We start from the raw sequence: 17,309 nt of genomic DNA on the forward strand, positions 1-17,309 counted from the left end.
TGAACTGCGCCCCAATTGTTAGACACATCTAACAATTGGAGGTGCAGTTTTTGTATGGTCAAAAAATATACTGCCAAAGATAAATTACAAGCTGTGGAGCGTTACTTAAATGGAAAGGAAAGTTCCTATGATATAGCTAAATCTATGGAGACTGATAATAAAGCAATCCTTAAATGGGTTAAGCAATATGAATACAATGGTGTTGAAGCTTTTATTCAGCCATATACAAATTACACACTAGAGTTTAAAATGGATGTACTAAATTTTATGATTGAAAATGGTACGTCCTTAAACGAAACGGCAGCAATTTTTAAGATACCTGCCCCTTCAACAATTAGTGTTTGGAGAAAGCAATATGAAACTCAAGGATTAGATGCCCTTCAATCAAAGAAAAAGGGGCGTCCATCCATGAAAAAAGAATTCAATAAACAATCGAAACAAGCGCCAGTTACAGGCTCTACTGAAGCACTTGAAGCACGTATTAAACAACTAGAAATGGAAAATGAGTATTTAAAAAAGTTGAATGCCTTAGTTCAAAACAAGGAAAAATCACCAAACAGGACAAAGCACATGTAGTCTATGAGTTAAGGCATAAATATTCGGTGAAAGCACTTGTAAAACTCGCTGGCATTCCACGAAGTACGTACTATGATTTAGTAAAACGTATGAATCGACCAGATCCAGATGCCGATTTAAAAGCAGAAATAAAGGCGATTTATGAAGAACATGAAGGGCGTTATGGCTATCGCCGTATTCGTGACGAGCTAGCGAATCGTGGGCAAAAAGTGAATCATAAAAAAGTGCAACGTATCATGAAAGAGTTAGGTTTAAAATGTTTAGTACGTATGAAAAAGTATAAATCCTATAAAGGAAACGTTGGCAAAATTGCGCCAAATATTTTAAACCGCAATTTTAAAGCAGATGCCCCAAATGAAAAATGGGTGACAGACATTACGGAATTTAAATTGTTCGGTGAGAAACTTTATTTATCGCCAGTTTTAGATTTATTTAACGGGGAAATTATCACGTATACAATTGGCTCTAGACCAACCTATTCACTTGTTTCAGACATGTTGGACAAAGCACTCGAACGTTTACCTGAGCACCACCAGTTACTCATGCATTCCGATCAAGGCTGGCATTATCAAATGAATAAATATCGTCGCGCCTTAGAATCAAGAGGGATTGTTCAAAGTATGTCTCGTAAAGGAAACTGTTACGACAACTCTGTCATGGAGAATTTCTTTGGAATTATGAAATCCGAATTCCTTTACATGAGGGAATTTGAAAGTATAGAGCATTTTAAAATAGAATTAGAAAAATATATAAATTACTATAATACGAAACGGATCAAGGCAAAATTAAAAACGAGTCCGGTGCAATACCGAACTCGTTTTACCCAAGCAGCCTAATGAAATAACCGTGTCTAACTTTTAGGGGTCACTTCAATATTACTTATTTCAATGACATTTTCCATTGCTTCACTCCTCATTCAAAATACTCAATAGTTCTTGCAATTCATTAAGTGACATTCCTATTTCTCTGCTATTTTTTATGACTGCACTCAACTGCTCTTCAATGACTTTTAGTTTTTTCTCTTTGATTACCTCTAAATTTTGCTCCGCAATAAAAGAACCCTTACCTATAATGGAATAAATAAAGCCGGCCTTCTCTAATTCTTCATAAGCACGCTTGGTTGTGATCACACTAATCTGTAGATCCTTTGCTAATTGACGCATAGAGGGTAATGCTGTCCCTTCCAAGAGGTCACCTGTTAAAATCAATGACTTAATTTGATTTGTAATTTGTTCATAGATCGGTTCCTTTGAACTATTTGAAATAATGATTTGCATGCTAATCCCTCTTCTTCATTTGTTGATTGAGAACATACTAGTAAAAACCCTCAATATAATACAATATATATACACTTTATACACATTTAACACATTGCAAAATACAATGCAACTATTTTATTTAATGAGCGCGGTTGAGCAACTATTTTTAAGATAAAGGAATAAAGTGGTAGTGCAATTTATTAATTATATCAATCGACCAAAATGATTATTAAACATTTAAAATCAGCTTGCTGCTCGCTATGTTTCATAATAAATACGCTTAATTAATTTGTCTGCAAATAGGCCTCTATAATGTTGAATTACCGGATTTTTACGTAAAAAAATACAAGACACCGAATTACAGAGCCTCGTATTTGCGATTGGACCCCAGCGGAAAATCAATGCTCATAAATTTGCGTAGCCTTGACTGACATATCTTGATACCAGAAATTATATTGATTTAAACCATATGTGTAGAACCTAAGGGCTATTGCAGACCCAAGCCTAATATGGGTTATAGCTTCTTTAGCTTTAGTTTATTTTTTTGAGTTTTTGAATATACAGTAGTATCTTGAGACAGTATAATCAAAAACTATTTCAATTATTAACCACCACGGAAAACCAAACCCTGTATTTTGCGCATTGAAAACATCAAAAATTCCCTAAATTAATAAAGTTGCAAGTGTTAAAGCGAGCGTCCATCTTGAAGCTTCCAGAATATAATCATTATTTTCATCTTTTTTATTCATAACTAGCCTCATCCCACATAACTCAAATATATTTCTATATCCCATGAAAGACTTGGAATGCCTTTTTTATTTAAAAATTCTATAAATTAAATCCCTTCTTCTAGTTCATTCGAATATATCCGTTCTATTCGTTATTTCCTAGTATAGATAATAACCAATTACGAAAAAAGCCCTTTTTGTAAAATAAAAATTTGCTATAAAATTTCCTATCAAACGTGTTTTTTGCTATAAAAATGTGAAGTACATGCAAATTTCCACTAAAAATGAACAGTATCTTATGAAAAAGTTAATATTTATGCCTAAAGGAACTGTATCTTTTTAAATAATACAATATAATAGAATTAACATGGTTTTTTTCCTAACACTTGGTAAAACTAAATAGCATTCAAAAATTACATAGAGGTGAAGTAAATGATCCATCCATTAAAAATTACTAGTACATTAGCCGATGAGACTAGATACTCTATTTATGAGTACATCCTGCAAGAGAAGAAAACTGTAACGGTCCAAAACATCGCTGATAAGTTCGGCATACATCCAAACGTTGCACGTTTACACTTAACAAAGCTATCAGAAATCAATATCATCACAGCTGATTTTGCAAAAACTGGGAAAGGCGGCAGGCCTGGTCGTGTTTATAAGGCATCAGATAAAGGTGTATCCCTAACGTTCCCAAGACGTGATGAGGAGCGACTATTAAAGTGGACAATCCAATTAATTGAAGAATTCGGACCATCTGCACTAGAAAGATGCCAAGATATAAGCTACCAAGACGGTTATCAGCAAATGAAGAATTATGTAAATGCTGAATTACAATTAAATAATAACCTTTCCTTCGAACAAAAGCTTCAGCTATTAACTGACAATGCAGCATTAATTGGGTATATTCCGCAAGTACAACAAACAGTAAACGGTAAAAAGGTGACGTTCTCCATTTTTAATTGTCCATTCCAAGGGCAGCTTACTACTCATTCAGAACTTGTTTGTTCTTTACATGAATCGTATTTAAAAGGACAGGTTGATGCACTATTTTCGAGCAGTGATTTTATACAAATTGATAGCATGGTACATAATTGTGATTTATGTAAATATGAAATAAACGTGACAGAAATTGATAACTAACTTTTAAATTCCAATGGTTTGTCACAAAGAAGAAGAAGTTCCAGTTTACAGATACCTTTCATATCATTTATAATGAGTAAGAGATTATTGTGTCGTGGGCAAAAGGAGGGGAAATCTTCATGGATAATATGTATAAAGTTATGGCATTCTGGACAGGTATTTTTGCAGTCATGTTCTACCTTGGTGGTATGAACGAAGTATCGCTATTATTCGTAGGTAATACAGGTTTATTCTTATTATTAGGCTTCTTGAACCTTTCAGAACGTATGTACATGTACATTTTCGGAGCATATTTAACTGTATTCTTTGCTGGCTTCACGTACTATACAACATTCATTCACGTACCTGGTGGCGGTCATTAATACAAAGAAAAAAGCATGTCTCATCCAATATGAGACATGCTTTTTTTATGTAAATTTATTCATTAGAACCATAAAATATAATCAAAGCATAGTATAATTCCCCTTTGCATTACGAAAATGCCAGGGGAATTTTTATAGTATACATTCTCCAAGTTCATCGCCAATAGTTTTGGGATGTCATTTATTAAACATATGCCATATATTTAAGTGAATTGGATTGGAGTGGAGGCTGGGCGACTCCTTGGGGATCAACGTTATAGAGGAACGAAGGCTAAAAGCATCAACGTCCTGTGATAACGCCTTCGTGACCAACATTCCGCTGTTGCCGCTACCGCTGCGCTTTCGCACAAACAAAACCAAAACCCTATGCTGCCGCTACGTTGCACTCACGCTTTCGCGCAAAAGACATCTGTTGGCCCGAGACCCTGCAGCGAGCCTCGCGAGTAAAGCGGCTCATCGGACGCCCCCAGGAAGCTTTGCTCTGTGCGAAAGCGAAGCGGCAACAACAAATGTTTTCTGTAGCGAAAGCGAAGCGGCAGCTACAAAGCGCCCAGTCGGGACGGAAATCAACCTTCGCTATGCCATTTTTCAACTATCTCTTCTATTTATTAAAAACCATTCAAGAAAGGATTTGTCTCCATTTCCGCACCGACCGTTGTATAATTACCATGGCCAGGGTAGATAATAGTATCTTCAGGTAATGTCAACAGCTTATCATGGATGGATGCAAGTAATATTTTTGTTGATCCTCCTAGTAAGTCCGTACGACCGACACCTTGTTCAAAGAGTGTATCTCCAACAATAGCGAAGCCATCATTTTCAAATATATATGAAATACTACCCGGTGAGTGTCCTGGCGTAAAAATAGCTTTAAAACCAAAATCGCTTATTTCAAATAGCTGTTCTTTTTTAATTATATTTTCTTCTGCTGGAGCATCGACAATATAATCTGGTAATGCTGCGTATTTACTAGAGCCATTTTTTGTTGGATCTCCTAACCAGCTTACTTCTTTTTCATGAATCCATAATGGAACATTAAAAGCTTCGCGGACAGCGTTTACGGCACCGATATGATCGAAATGCGCATGTGTTAAAAAAATGGCTAATGGTTTTAGGCCGTTACTACGTATTACCTTAGTAATTCGATCTGCTTCTTCCCCTGGATCAAAAATTATGCATTCTTTATTTTTATTCGATACGATATAACAATTCGTTTGGACAGGTCCAAGTGAATAACTTCGTACGTTCATCATTACTATCACCTCAATATCAATTATACAGCCTTTACCACAATTTGACGATAAATGTTCATAGTTTAAGCTATTTTAGTTCTCGACAAAAACAGGTAGAACGTTTACAATTAAGGAGGAATATTGTTGACGACATTCATTTTCTGATGTCGAAAGGAGTGTCAATTTTTAATGAACTTATTAATGGTTATTTTTGGTCTAGTTTCAATTTTAGCTGTAGTTGGTACATTCCAAGCACTTAAAGAAAAGAACCTTTTAAGCGTTGTTTTCAACTTATTAAGTGCAGTAGTATTCGGTTGGTTCGTAATTATGACTGTAATTCACAGCGGATACCCACCAACATTACACTAAAATTCAGACAAAAAAGAGAGCGGTCTCCATACGAGGCTGCTCTTTTTTCTATTTACTTCCTATTTGAGCTGTTCTTTTGAGCTTTCGAGCAGTAAGGATTATTTCTTCACCACCCTTTCTTCTAAGCTGCTCACATGGCTTCCAGAACGTTTTAAATTTTCAGTCGAAAAGGATTACATAAAATCCCTTCCAAACACCCCTATTTAAGTGTTAAATGAGGTTTCCAGACTATATGGAAATAAACTCGTCACCTCTCTTGAAATCTCGCTAATGGACGCTTAATATACAACGAAAAAGAGATCTCACTAAACATGAGATCTCTTTCTTTGTTTACTTAACTGCCCCTTGCTTCAAATTACCTGTCTTTTGGTCATAGAAGCGGAGTAAATCACCGTTAATGATGGCATCAGAATTTTCTAGTTCTTTCGTAGCTCGTTCAGCGTATGGCTCACATGGCTCACCATCAATTTCTTCACCAGTTGCTTTGTCATAGCAAGCTTCACCAACGTATACATATTTATCTGTTACAAAACGACCGTCACGGAAAACAACGAAATCTTCATGCTCTGGTGAGAATAGGTCTGCACCAAGTTGCATATCTTTTGAAGTTTCAACGCCAAGAAGGTGTAAAATTGTTGGACGTAAATCCATTTGTCCTGCAATCTCTGTCATTTCTTTACCATCACCTGAGTTAGGGATATGGATAAATAATGGTACTTCTTGAAGCATTGCATTATCAAATGATGTAATGCTTTCTTTTCCTAAATATTGAGCCATCGCTTTGTTATGGTTTTCTGAAATACCGTAATGGTCACCATACATTACAATAATAGAGTTATCATATACACCTTGATCTTTTAAACTTTGGAAGAAGTCTTTAAGAGCTTCATCCATATAACGAACTGTTTGGAAATAACGATTTAATGTACCTGAGTTTGACGTATATTCAGGAATCATTACATCCTCAGGGTCCAATGTGAATGGATAGTGGTTCGTTAAAGTAATTAGTCGAGAATAGAATGGCTGTTGCATATCTTTCATTAAGGCTGCAGATTGCTCTAGGAATGGAACATCTTTCATACCCCAGTTAACTGCTTCCCCTTCGCCAATCTTATATGAATCTATATCATAGAATTTATTAATGTGTAATGATTGATACATCATGTCACGATTCCAGAATGATTTATTATTCGGGTGCATGACATTTGTAAAGTAGCCATTATCTCCAAGGCGCTCAGCCATTGAGTTATACGTATTTCCACCATGCGTGAAGAATACGGCACCTCGACCTAAGCCGAACAATGAGTTCTCTGTAATAAACTCTGAGTCAGAAGTTTTTCCTAATCCAGTTTGGTGATAGAAGTTACTGAAATAAAACGTATCTTTATCTTTTGTTAAAGAGTTTAAGAATGGTGTAATTTCATGACCATCCATTTGATTATTAATAACAAAGTTTTGTAAAGACTCCATCGAAACAAGGATCAAATTACGCCCCTTGTATTTACCAAACATTTCAGGGTTGATTGCTGCTTGATTAGAACGAATATAGTTGTTCACTTCTACTAATTCACTGCCATCCGCTAACGCACGTTGAGCAGAAGATTTTGATTGAATATAAATATCATACAAATGGTAGTTATACGTACCAATGTTTTTCACAAGTAATTCACGGTCAAAACTACGTGTTAACAATTGTGGACGCTCTGTTTCAGCTAATCCTAAGTTTAAGAATGTCATCGCAATCGCTAATACGAAGTACGCGCGACGGAATTCTACGTTGACTTTTACTGTTTCCTTCATCTTTGGCAAATATTTGTTCGCTAAAATTAAAATCAGCACGTCGATGAAATATAATAAATCCCAAGGGCTGACAATCGCTGCTACTGAAGTTCCTAGATCGCCAAAGTTACTTGTTTGGAATAATACCGGTAGCGTAATAAAGTCGTTGTAGAAACGATAGAATGCCACATTTCCGTATAAAACAATCGATAAAATAACACTAATAGTAATTATATAACGACTTTTAACTTTCGGTGATTTAAAGAATAACGAAATACCATAAGCAAATAGCACGAAGCTCAATGGATTAATAAGCAAAATAAACTGCTGCATTGCATTTTCAATTTTCATCTCAAAGCTTGTGTGATAAACAATGACCGTTTTTATCCAAGTTGCTACAATTGCTAGTATCATAAATGAATGTTTAGGCCACTTAATTGATTTCATTCCTAACATCCTCCTTACTTTCTTACAAAAAAATAATAATTTTTTACAATTTGTTACTGAAACAAAATATATCTTAATCCATTTTTTACAGATAATCAATAGATATATTTATGGAAAACTGTTCTCCATGTTCGCTCTGGACAATAATATATACGTTTTTAATTGTAAAAAGTTTCACAAATCATAAAAACAGTGGAAAACCTCTGTTTTAAGAATATTACATACATATTACATTATTTTTACAATCCCCCAAATGATTTATTTTAAAACCTTACTGGCTATTTTCTTTCATACGAAGTTTTGTTGTTTCTTGTCGAATTAGTAACAATGCCATTTGGTAATCTTTAATATCTAGTACATTCGCTTTATACAACTCGCGAATTTCATCCTCCATTAACATCAAATCACCAATCGGATCTCGTGTGTAAATATAAGTGCCATATGTTTTTAGTAATTCATAAATATCTAACATTTTGTCCATTTTTAGTTCGCTCCTCGTTGTGTTACACAGTCAAGACGTTTTGTCGGTGTCACAATGATATCTACTGGGCAGTCGTGCGCTTCTCTTGGGATATGTTCATATAGCTGCTCGTTAAATATGAGAGACATAAGCTTACCCTTTTTATAGTTTAATACATAGCGATCATAATAACCACCGCCGTAGCCGATTCGATAGCCGAACGGATCAAAAACAACTCCTGGAACAAGGATGACATCCATTTCATTTGCGTCAACAAACTCACACTTTTCTGGAATTGGCTCACGCAAATGCATATAAACAGTTTCAAGCTGGTCAAACGATTCAATGGCGTAAAATGACATTTCTCTTGTTTTTGGATTACATTTAGGTACTGCCACTTTTTTACCAAGTTGCCATAGTTCTTCTATTAATTGAATTGTGTCGATTTCTGGCTTATTGGAAATAGTGATACCGATTGTAGTTGCTTCTATTATATATGGTTCCTGTAACACTTTTTTTAATACAGCAAATGATTGATCGTGGTAAGCTACTTCGCTCATTTCGGCCAAAGCTTCCTTTACCTCGTTCCGTAAAGTTGTTTTATCCATGTTAAGCTATCCTCCCATTAAAAATGTAGAAAGCCAAAACCACATGTGGTTTTGGCTTAATGAGCGATTACTTAGTTTCACGGTGAAGAGTGTATTTCTTCTCGCGAGAGCAATATTTTTTAAGTTCAAGACGCTCTGGATTGTTACGCTTGTTCTTTTTAGAAATGTAGTTACGTTCGCCGCAATCTGTGCAAGCTAAAGTAATGTTTACGCGCATTATTAACCCTCCCACTCTATATCAAGAATTTAAATTTTGAGCATGATTTATACGACTAACCTATTATAACATAAACTGAAAAAAAATCTACCTTCATTTCATATTAAGTTTGCATATGGTAAAATACCTTATAATTACATACTTAATGAGGTGAAACTAGTGGATTTATCCATCATACTTATGATTGTGGGAATTCTCCTAATTATCGTGTCGTTCTTTTTCAAAAATAACTCAAAAAAAGTCGAACAAGATGTAGAAGAGCTTTCCATCTCTATTTTTCAAGAAACAAATAATTTAAAACGTCGTATGAAAATTGTTGAGGAGGAGCTGTTATTAGAGCCAGAGTTTCAGGTTAAATCATCATCTGCACAAAATAACACGATACCAAATCCGAACATCCAACAAGTCATTCAAACTGTTCAACAAGCTGCTCAGACATCAAAAACAGGTCAAGCTGCTTCAAAAACGAAACCTATCCATCAAATTATTATAAGTCAGGTACTTGAACTTAATAAGCAGGGTCTTTCTGTAGCCGATATAAGTATTCGTTCGAACTTAACTGAAGAGCAAGTCCGCCAAGTGATTGCAAACGGAGGTCAGTAACCTATGAATAATTCCGCTATCCGCGCATTTGGCATTGCACTTTTTCTTGTCGGAGCATTACTAGCTTTAGCAGTTCGTTTTGATCTCAATATCGGACTTCCGACGAAAGCTTCCAACAACACAGAAAATGTAGAGAAGCTGCAAAAAAAGCTCGATCAGGCAAATAAAGAAATTGCATTGTTAAAAGAACAAGTTAAACAATCGCCAAAGGAAAACACACAGAATACAGAAGCACCTAAAACAACTACTAAAGATAAACATGAATCGGCGTCTCAAGGAAACGTCACTATGACGCTTCAAATTTATGGCGGTATGGAACCATATACTGTAGCGCAAAAGCTTGAAGATGGTGGCGTCATCGAAAATAGTGTAGAAATGGAACTTTTACTTGCTAATCCTAAATACGCCCGAAGCTTACAAATTGGTGCCTACGATGTCAATTCTTCAATGTCATTAGAGGAAATTGCGAAATTGATTACAGGGAAAAAGCAATAATATTACCATCCTATTTGTAAAAATGGCTGTCACCAAAAATCACAATTACTGATTTTTGATGGCAGCCTGTTTTATTTCGTTTATGAAATTTGTTCTAAGAATGTTTGCATCATTATGCTACCCTCTTGTGTGCCAATGGATTCTGGATGAAATTGTAACCCATAAAGTGGGTATCCCTTGTGTTGAATCGCCATTATTTCACCATCACCACTGGACTTTGCTAAAATATTAAAATCACCATGTAACGTACTTGGCTCAATGACGAGGGAATGATAGCGCATTACTTCTATTTTACCGTTTAACTGAGCAAATAAGCCTGTTTTTTCATATTGAATCGTCGATAATTTTCCATGCATTATATGTTTAGCTTGAACGATACTACTGCCAAAAGCCTGCCCTATCGATTGGTGTCCAAGGCAAATGCCTAAAATCGGAAATTTCGTATAAAGCTCTTTGACAACATCTATTGTTATACCAGCATCTATTGGCGCACCTGGTCCAGGCGATAAAATAATAGCTTCTGGTTGCATGTTCTTAATTTCTTCGATTGTCACTTCATCATTACGTACTACTTTAACTTCTTTCCCAAGCATACTTATTTGCTGAAATAAATTATATGTGAATGAATCATAATTATCGATTAGTAAAATCATTGTTTTACCTCCAATAGTGCGCGAGCTTTATTTAGTGTTTCCTCGTATTCTGACAAAGGCACTGAATCATACACAATACCGGCCCCCGCCTGAACATGCGCACGATAATCCTTAATGATCATAGTCCGAATGGCTAGAGCTAAATCCATATCCCTTGTTGTAGAAATATAACCTACTGCGCCAGCATAGACACCACGCTTCACCGGTTCTAGCTCATTGATTAGCTGCATTGCGCGAATTTTCGGCGCACCCGATACTGTACCAGCAGGAAGGCAAGCTCTAAGAACGTCCAAAACATGTACATCCTCGCGTAATTCACCGATAACCTCCGATACAATATGCATAACATGTTTATAACGCTCAATATTCATATATTTTATAAGCTTCACTGAACCGACTTTAGCAATACGCCCCAGATCATTACGACCTAAATCTACGAGCATACGATGTTCAGCAATTTCTTTTTCATCATTTAATAACACTTCCCCAATCGCGTTATCCTGCTCCACTGTTTTACCTCTAGGCTTCGTTCCTGCTATCGGATTTGTCGTGACCTTTCGATCCTTCACCTTAACGAGACTTTCAGGAGATGTTCCTAAAATCGTATACGTACCAAAATCCATATAGAACATATATGGCGAAGGGTTAGAAGTACGTAACTGACGATATAAAGCAAAAGGATTCCCTGTATACGGTGAAGTAAAGCGTTGTGATAAGACAATTTGGAAAATATCACCCTTACGAATATGCTGCTTAGCGCGATCAACCATTGCTAAAAAATTTTCTTTGTCAATCCTTGGTTTAAAATTTAGCTCTCCAAACGTCATGGCGTCAAATGTCGTTCCAGCATGAAGCTGCTTCTGCATTGTAGAAATAGCCAATTCCATCGATTCAAGAGAACGACCTTCATTAAATAAATCGATTGCCGCTAATGTAACCTCTTGTTTTAAATGATCAAAAACAATGAATGTATCATAGAAAAAGACATGGACATCTGGCATTTCTAAATCATCCTGCAAGTATTCACCTATTTTTTCTGTATAAAAAGCTGTTTCGTAACTAAAGAACCCGATTGCTCCTCCAAAAAAGGCGAAAGGGTATTGTGTCTTATGAAAAGGCATAACTTGCTGTAATTTTAGCAATACATTGTCATTCGATTTTTCTGTTTCTCCGTCTTTTGTAAAAGAATAACCATCCCTATCTCCAATCAGTTCTGCAATTGGGTTGACGGCAATAAACGAGTAACGCCCACTTTCTTCATGCTTGGCAGACGATTCGAAAAGCATTTTGTGCTTCCCTTCAAGTGATTGATAAACGGAAATTGGTGTCATCATATCACCCTGTAATGCCTTCATAGCAAACTTTCTAAGCTCAACTGTCATACTCTTTCTCTCCTTCTCTATGCTCTGCTCTTCTACACCAAAATCTATCAATTATGCACTGGCTTTTTGACACTGTCGTTTCGTTAGCATTTCGCTTTCGTCTAACTAAATATTGTGTCAGGAATTTGAACTGTATAACACTGTTCAGTTTCACCAAAACATATAAAAAGGCCTTTCCATCACAAAAGGACGGAAAAGCCGTGGTGCCACCTTCATTGGTCTTAATCAATTATGCTCCGGCATAATTACATTCAGCTAATGCTTTGGTAGCCGCTGAATGATTTAAAGACCCTCTCTATGCCCTATAACGTAGGCAGACGCTAATCCGTACTTTATTCAGGATTAGAGCTCCGAAGTCCATTCGCCAAGTTTTTGTACTAGTTTCCACCGACCACTAGCTCTCTATAACAAATAATAATGGCTACTACTCTTCATCAAGGCTGATTACATATACTCATTGTAAAACAAGAAAACTAACAATTCAAATTATTTTTTATTACTAACCCATTCCTCTTCAGCCGGATTAGCTACTATAATATTTAGTTCTTGAAAGATTTGACGAATAGCAAACAAAATATCTTGTCGCACATTTAACATTACTGCCGTATCATTTGTTGCCACAAAGAAACGTACAAGGACTCGATAGGAAGTTGGATAAAATTCATCTATAAATACATGAATCATATCTTTTTCTGTTTGAGCATGCAAATAAATTTCCTTTTGAATAGCACTTAAAGCACTGCGTAATGTTTCTTCCTCATTTTCCGCAGCCACAAATAAAAATTGCTCACATTTTCGTTTTTCCCTTTTGGAAAAATTATAGATTGGTCGATTTACCAAATAAGAGTTAGGTACATAAACAAGCCCTTTATCACCCGTTTGAATTAATGTACTTCGAAGATTAATATCCTCAATTGTTCCTTCTATTTTTTGGTCCTCCGTTGCTACCCAATCACCAATTTGAAACGGATTATCTAATGCGACTGACATCCCACCAAAAACATGGGCTAATGTATCTCGAATACCAAAAGCAATCGCTACACCCGTTAAACCAATCCCAGTTAAAAAGCCATTCAAGTTAAAATCCCAAAATGAAGCGATCGTAAACATTGCCAATATCATGATCAGCACTTTTCCTATACGAAGAAAAAACGGTAACAGGACATTCGGTTCTTCATCATTATTCAATGTTAGTGGCTGCTTTGTATAAAAATGTAATACATCATATACACCTTTAAAGGCAAAAAACACCATAATAGACAACACAAAATTTTTAGTTGCTACATGTGTAAATAAGAATATACCTAATAATAACGACAAGCTAAGTACAATCACTGCAGACATGAATGCATAGCGAATCGCTTTATTAAATTGTTCTAGCACCGTTGCTTGAAAATCTCGATGACGATTTCTCAAAAATACAACTATGCGATTAATAATTTTCTTTATTACAAATTGTTGAAACAACCAACCAACTACACAAAGAGCGATGGCAATAATAACGTCCATCCATGTTGGTGCTGTAATCTTAGGTAATAACCACTTCAATGAATCCATTTCATTCTCCTCTAACTACTATGTATATTCAAAACAAATGCGCTTGAGAGCCCGAAGAAAAAGTAAACCTCCAGCACTTTTGCCTGAGACGCCGACTATGCTTAGGTGAACCACAGGCATCAAAACTATAGTGTCTTTAACTACAAAAAAGCAGCCAACCAATACGATCAGCTCCTTTTTTATTGAATAGCGTCATCCGCAAAAAAAGCCTTGTTGGCGAACCAAAATTGCTGCTCATTAAAATTATGTTCATGCATAGCGATAACGGAAAATTCAGCATGGTACTTACGCTTCATTTCCTCAAGTAAAGCTTTCGCTTGTTTCCCAACGAGATGCTGTCCATCAATTGGTGTACCTTCTGTAAAAATGATAATATCCGCTTCTGTACAATGCTGGTTTTCTTGAAGTAAGCCTTTTACAAAATGAAGTACTGGCAGAATTGCAGCTTCTCCCTTTGCCTTATATTCAATAAAACCCTTAAAATCTGATAAATTTAAATGACCGTTTTCGAATCGATAATGCACATGAATTTGACAGTCATATGGAACGATATATAAATCGCGAAGTTCACGGTGCGCGTTCATAAATAACGGTAAAATTATGCTCTTACAAAGTTCGGAATATGCAGCCATTCCTGTTGTTTGTTCAAGACAAATAATAATTGGACCTGTTTCTTCTTTGTATTCATCAAAAGGAACATATAGAATATTTCCTTTTTTTATTGTTTGACGACTTAGCTTTTGACGCCTGGCTATCTGCCACTTTTGCTCATTATACAAGTATTTCTCTTTTCCAATGGTCAATCGTTCGTTTTTCTCAATAGCTGGTATAAGTTCGCAAATTTCACGCATGATATCTGCCAGTTCAAGTGCAAATGCTGCCATATTTCGTAATGTTTCACTCTTGTAAAAATAGTCAATAAAAAAACTTTGTTCTTTGTCACTTAATTCCTCAAGATGTAAGTTTTCATATAGAAAACGTAAAAAGTCTCGTTGCTCTGGCGTGAATTCCAGATCAAATTTCTCTATGAGTGATTCTACAGCGTCTTTCACGAAACAGCACCACCTCAGCACATTTTTTCGGATAATGTCTATAGTATAACCAAAATAATTTTTTGACAATACAATAATGCTTGCAGTATTTTGACGCTATTTTTAATAAAATGTTGCTGTTATTTAGTATTAATAAAATACGGCTTTTCGGCAAGGCTAGGGGTTGATTTCCGTTCCGACTGAGCGCTTTGTTGCTGCCGCTACGTTAACACTACGCTTTCGCACAGAGCAAAGCTTCCTGGGGGCGTCCGATGAGCCGCTTCACTCGCTATGCTCGCTGCAGGGTCTCATCTGTGACGCTGGTCCCCGAGGAGTCGCTCAGTCTCCACTCCAATCAACTATTTCACATAGTATGTATCTTCTAGCATGAATTTTAGTGATAAAATAAAACTTCAGCATTTTTTTATGTGCGAAAGCGGAGCGTCAGCTCGAAAATGAAGCATCAAAAGAATTGATTACATGTGCAAAAGTGGAGTGTTAACAAAGTGACTCGACACTGGCACACCGGAGAATTAGTAGCACGGAATCACCCTACACCATATTTAAAAAAATCCCCTTAAGCGTTTGTTTTTCAACACTATGAAAAAACGAGCCTATAATTGGCTCTCTTATCAGACTGCAAATCAAACGTTACTCCTAATAAATAAAGTTTTATGTTTCTCATACTTTCGATAGGAACTGTTGATTTTTCACGGAGAGTGGCGACTCCTGCGGGATGAGCTTGAGCTGAAAGCCCCGCAGGAACGAAGTGACGAGGAGATTGAGGCCAAGCCCGCGGAAAGCGCCAACTCGGAGAGAAAATCAACCTTTGTTTATTGATACACTTTATTCTTATGTCGACAAACTAAAAAGAGCCTATAATTGGCTCTTTCATTACTAATTATTTAATTCATAATGTTTGCCTTTGACTAAGTAGAATAAATGTTCAGCAATATTTGTTGCATGGTCAGCTGAGCGCTCTAAATATCGGCAAACGAATGTTAGGTGTGTGATTTGATAAATATGTGCTGGATTTTCAGCTCCGGCACGTAGCAATAGCGTTACTGTCGCTCCATATAAATCATCAACGTAATCATCTAGCTCAGCAATTTCCTTGGCATGAACAGTATCTTCCTCTGTAAAAGCTTTAATGATACTTTCTAGCATTTCTACAGTCTTATTACACATCGTTTGCAAATTTGTTGTAGGAAAGACTAGGGGCTCTTTTCCTATACGAATTGTTTCTTTTGCAATATTAACTGCATAGTCCCCTACTCTCTCCATATCAGATGCCGCTTTGACAAGCACCATAAGACGACGTAAATCAGTAGCTACAGGCTGCTGCTTCGCAATCATTAAAATAACATGATCATTGATTTCTTCTTCAAGACGATTGATGATTAAATCGTCCTCAAGAATTTTTAAGGATGTCTCTAAATCCTGATTTAATAATGCTTCAAACGCCAATTTAAGAGCGTTGACACTTTTATTAGCAATCTCTATAAATTGCTCTTGGACTTCTTTTAACTCCTGTTCAAAACGTTCACGTACTACCATTTACTGCTCCTCCTTAGCCGAATCGACCTGAAATATAATCTTCAGTACGTTGATCTGCTGGTGTTTGGAAGATAACGTCTGTTTTATCGTATTCAACGACCTCTCCACTTAGGAAAAATGCTGTACGATCGGAAATACGCGCTGCTTGTTGCATATTATGTGTCACAATAATAATTGAATAATCTTTTTTCAGCTCTTGTACAAGCTCCTCGACTTTTAATGTAGAAATCGGATCAAGTGCGGATGTTGGCTCATCCATTAAAATAACATCTGGTTCAATCGCTAAACAACGTGCAATACAGATTCGTTGTTGCTGACCACCTGATAGGCCATATGCATTTTGATTTAAGCGATCCTTTACTTCATCCCAAATTGCCGCACCTCGTAAAGACTTTTCGACAATCTCATCAAGAATCTTCTTATTTTTAATACCATGAATACGTGGACCATATGCAATATTATCGTAGATAGACTTTGGGAATGGGTTTGGCTTCTGGAATACCATACCTACTCGAGTGCGTAATTCCTCGACCGTATAGTTTTTATCTAAAATATTGCGCTCACGATAGACTATTTCACCTGATGTTCGAACACTCGGTACAAGCTCTACCATTCGATTTAAAGTTTTTAAATAAGTAGATTTCCCACAGCCAGAAGGTCCGATTATAGCTGTTACTTCATTTTCATAGATGCTTAAGTTGATTTCTTTTAAACCATGATGATCCCCATACCACAAATTCAAATTACGTGTATCATATACTATTTTTTTGGCAACATCAGCTGATGGCTTTGTAGCCGTTTGAATGGATTTGACAATTGATTTTTCCTCTTTAATACCCAGTACCATAAGG

18 protein-coding genes and 1 other annotated feature are annotated in these 17,309 nt (G+C 36.2%); of the genes, 6 read left to right on the forward strand and 12 right to left on the reverse strand.

Translation table 11 applies throughout. The features are described from left to right. Positions 1 to 54 precede the first annotated feature (54 nt). Positions 55 to 1,412, forward strand: a protein-coding gene (locus tag ABE34_RS15130; protein WP_197143236.1) for an IS3 family transposase whose coding sequence is annotated in 2 segments (ribosomal slippage) — positions 55 to 526 and positions 526 to 1,412 — 1,359 coding nt in all. Because the reading frame shifts where the segments join, the coding sequence is not laid out codon by codon here. A 69-nt stretch (positions 1,413 to 1,481) separates the two neighbouring features. On the opposite strand, the gene ABE34_RS15135 is transcribed toward ABE34_RS15130, so the two are convergent. Then, positions 1,482 to 1,853 (reverse strand): GntR family transcriptional regulator, encoded by a 372-nt coding sequence (locus ABE34_RS15135; RefSeq protein ID WP_197143343.1) that lies wholly within the window; start codon positions 1,851 to 1,853, stop codon positions 1,482 to 1,484. A gap of 1,142 nt (positions 1,854 to 2,995) precedes the next feature. On the opposite strand from ABE34_RS15135, the gene ABE34_RS15140 reads away from it, so the two are divergent. Then, the gene (locus ABE34_RS15140) at positions 2,996 to 3,706 is read left to right on the forward strand and encodes a helix-turn-helix transcriptional regulator (protein WP_197143344.1); all 711 of its coding nucleotides are present in this window, start codon (positions 2,996 to 2,998) and stop codon (positions 3,704 to 3,706) included. Between the two features lie 119 nt (positions 3,707 to 3,825). Then, a complete protein-coding gene (locus tag ABE34_RS15145) occupies positions 3,826 to 4,068 on the forward strand; it encodes a DUF2626 family protein (RefSeq protein WP_024361272.1) in 243 nt (80 codons plus the stop codon). 608 nt (positions 4,069 to 4,676) lie between these two features. Here the strand turns inward: ABE34_RS15145 and ABE34_RS15150 are convergent. Then, positions 4,677 to 5,321 (reverse strand): MBL fold metallo-hydrolase, encoded by a 645-nt coding sequence (locus ABE34_RS15150; RefSeq protein WP_197143345.1) that lies wholly within the window; start codon positions 5,319 to 5,321, stop codon positions 4,677 to 4,679. 168 nt (positions 5,322 to 5,489) lie between these two features. On the opposite strand from ABE34_RS15150, the gene ABE34_RS15155 reads away from it, so the two are divergent. Beyond that, complete coding sequence (locus ABE34_RS15155) at positions 5,490 to 5,669, forward strand: DUF2759 domain-containing protein (protein WP_079563420.1); 180 nt, start codon at positions 5,490 to 5,492, stop codon at positions 5,667 to 5,669. A gap of 330 nt (positions 5,670 to 5,999) precedes the next feature. On the opposite strand, the gene ABE34_RS15160 is transcribed toward ABE34_RS15155, so the two are convergent. The 4 genes from ABE34_RS15160 to rpmG form a co-directional block, all read right to left on the reverse strand. After that, entirely contained in the window at positions 6,000 to 7,895 is a 1,896-nt protein-coding gene (locus ABE34_RS15160) for an LTA synthase family protein (RefSeq protein WP_197143346.1), read from the reverse strand. A 271-nt stretch (positions 7,896 to 8,166) separates the two neighbouring features. Further along, positions 8,167 to 8,376 carry a YqgQ family protein gene (locus ABE34_RS15165; protein WP_079563422.1) on the reverse strand — a complete coding sequence of 70 codons (210 nt, stop codon included), beginning with the start codon at positions 8,374 to 8,376 and terminating at the stop codon, positions 8,167 to 8,169. Positions 8,377 to 8,378: 2 nt separating this feature from the next. Then, complete coding sequence (locus ABE34_RS15170; protein WP_197143347.1) at positions 8,379 to 8,963, reverse strand: 5-formyltetrahydrofolate cyclo-ligase; 585 nt, start codon at positions 8,961 to 8,963, stop codon at positions 8,379 to 8,381. Positions 8,964 to 9,030: 67 nt separating this feature from the next. Next, a complete protein-coding gene (gene rpmG, locus ABE34_RS15175; RefSeq protein WP_008408521.1) occupies positions 9,031 to 9,180 on the reverse strand; it encodes a 50S ribosomal protein L33 in 150 nt (49 codons plus the stop codon). 159 nt (positions 9,181 to 9,339) lie between these two features. On the opposite strand from rpmG, the gene ABE34_RS15180 reads away from it, so the two are divergent. Both ABE34_RS15180 and ABE34_RS15185 read left to right on the forward strand, forming a co-directional pair. After that, positions 9,340 to 9,783, forward strand: a complete 444-nt coding sequence (locus tag ABE34_RS15180) for a hypothetical protein (protein WP_197143348.1) — start codon at positions 9,340 to 9,342, stop codon at positions 9,781 to 9,783. Positions 9,784 to 9,786: 3 nt separating this feature from the next. Beyond that, the gene (locus tag ABE34_RS15185) at positions 9,787 to 10,278 is read left to right on the forward strand and encodes a hypothetical protein (protein ID WP_197143349.1); all 492 of its coding nucleotides are present in this window, start codon (positions 9,787 to 9,789) and stop codon (positions 10,276 to 10,278) included. Between the two features lie 80 nt (positions 10,279 to 10,358). On the opposite strand, the gene ABE34_RS15190 is transcribed toward ABE34_RS15185, so the two are convergent. The 6 genes from ABE34_RS15190 to pstB form a co-directional block, all read right to left on the reverse strand. Next, entirely contained in the window at positions 10,359 to 10,931 is a 573-nt protein-coding gene (locus ABE34_RS15190; protein ID WP_197143350.1) for an anthranilate synthase component II, read from the reverse strand. Continuing rightward, positions 10,928 to 12,313 carry an anthranilate synthase component I gene (trpE, locus tag ABE34_RS15195; RefSeq protein WP_197143351.1) on the reverse strand — a complete coding sequence of 462 codons (1,386 nt, stop codon included), beginning with the start codon at positions 12,311 to 12,313 and terminating at the stop codon, positions 10,928 to 10,930. The genes ABE34_RS15190 and trpE overlap by 4 nt, the downstream gene beginning before the upstream one ends. A gap of 182 nt (positions 12,314 to 12,495) precedes the next feature. Then, positions 12,496 to 12,760, reverse strand: a binding site (T-box leader). Positions 12,761 to 12,799: 39 nt separating this feature from the next. After that, positions 12,800 to 13,870, reverse strand: a complete 1,071-nt coding sequence (locus ABE34_RS15200; RefSeq protein ID WP_197143352.1) for a mechanosensitive ion channel family protein — start codon at positions 13,868 to 13,870, stop codon at positions 12,800 to 12,802. 179 nt (positions 13,871 to 14,049) lie between these two features. After that, on the reverse strand, positions 14,050 to 14,922 hold the full coding sequence (locus tag ABE34_RS15205) for a hypothetical protein (RefSeq protein ID WP_197143353.1): 873 nt from the start codon (positions 14,920 to 14,922) through the stop codon (positions 14,050 to 14,052). An 876-nt stretch (positions 14,923 to 15,798) separates the two neighbouring features. Further along, positions 15,799 to 16,458: a phosphate signaling complex protein PhoU gene (gene phoU, locus ABE34_RS15210; RefSeq protein WP_197143354.1), complete on the reverse strand. Its 660-nt coding sequence runs from the start codon at positions 16,456 to 16,458 to the stop codon at positions 15,799 to 15,801. A 13-nt stretch (positions 16,459 to 16,471) separates the two neighbouring features. After that, positions 16,472 to 17,305: a phosphate ABC transporter ATP-binding protein PstB gene (pstB, locus tag ABE34_RS15215; RefSeq protein WP_197143355.1), complete on the reverse strand. Its 834-nt coding sequence runs from the start codon at positions 17,303 to 17,305 to the stop codon at positions 16,472 to 16,474. Positions 17,306 to 17,309 lie beyond the last annotated feature (4 nt).

The sequence above is a fragment of the Lysinibacillus sphaericus genome, from assembly GCF_015844675.1.
In the GTDB taxonomy this organism is placed as follows: domain Bacteria; phylum Bacillota; class Bacilli; order Bacillales_A; family Planococcaceae; genus Lysinibacillus; species Lysinibacillus sphaericus_E.

Coding starts and splice junctions, on each gene's coding strand:
- ABE34_RS15135 (WP_197143343.1), bottom strand. CDS start 1,853: ATGCAAATCATTATTTCAAATAGTTCAAAGGAACCGATCTATGAACAA.
- ABE34_RS15140 (WP_197143344.1), top strand. CDS start 2,996: ATGATCCATCCATTAAAAATTACTAGTACATTAGCCGATGAGACTAGA.
- ABE34_RS15145 (WP_024361272.1), top strand. CDS start 3,826: ATGGATAATATGTATAAAGTTATGGCATTCTGGACAGGTATTTTTGCA.
- ABE34_RS15150 (WP_197143345.1), bottom strand. CDS start 5,321: ATGATGAACGTACGAAGTTATTCACTTGGACCTGTCCAAACGAATTGT.
- ABE34_RS15155 (WP_079563420.1), top strand. CDS start 5,490: ATGAACTTATTAATGGTTATTTTTGGTCTAGTTTCAATTTTAGCTGTA.
- ABE34_RS15160 (WP_197143346.1), bottom strand. CDS start 7,895: ATGAAATCAATTAAGTGGCCTAAACATTCATTTATGATACTAGCAATT.
- ABE34_RS15165 (WP_079563422.1), bottom strand. CDS start 8,376: ATGGACAAAATGTTAGATATTTATGAATTACTAAAAACATATGGCACT.
- ABE34_RS15170 (WP_197143347.1), bottom strand. CDS start 8,963: ATGGATAAAACAACTTTACGGAACGAGGTAAAGGAAGCTTTGGCCGAA.
- rpmG (WP_008408521.1), bottom strand. CDS start 9,180: ATGCGCGTAAACATTACTTTAGCTTGCACAGATTGCGGCGAACGTAAC.
- ABE34_RS15185 (WP_197143349.1), top strand. CDS start 9,787: ATGAATAATTCCGCTATCCGCGCATTTGGCATTGCACTTTTTCTTGTC.
- ABE34_RS15190 (WP_197143350.1), bottom strand. CDS start 10,931: ATGATTTTACTAATCGATAATTATGATTCATTCACATATAATTTATTT.
- trpE (WP_197143351.1), bottom strand. CDS start 12,313: ATGACAGTTGAGCTTAGAAAGTTTGCTATGAAGGCATTACAGGGTGAT.
- ABE34_RS15200 (WP_197143352.1), bottom strand. CDS start 13,870: ATGGATTCATTGAAGTGGTTATTACCTAAGATTACAGCACCAACATGG.
- phoU (WP_197143354.1), bottom strand. CDS start 16,458: ATGGTAGTACGTGAACGTTTTGAACAGGAGTTAAAAGAAGTCCAAGAG.
- pstB (WP_197143355.1), bottom strand. CDS start 17,305: ATGGTACTGGGTATTAAAGAGGAAAAATCAATTGTCAAATCCATTCAA.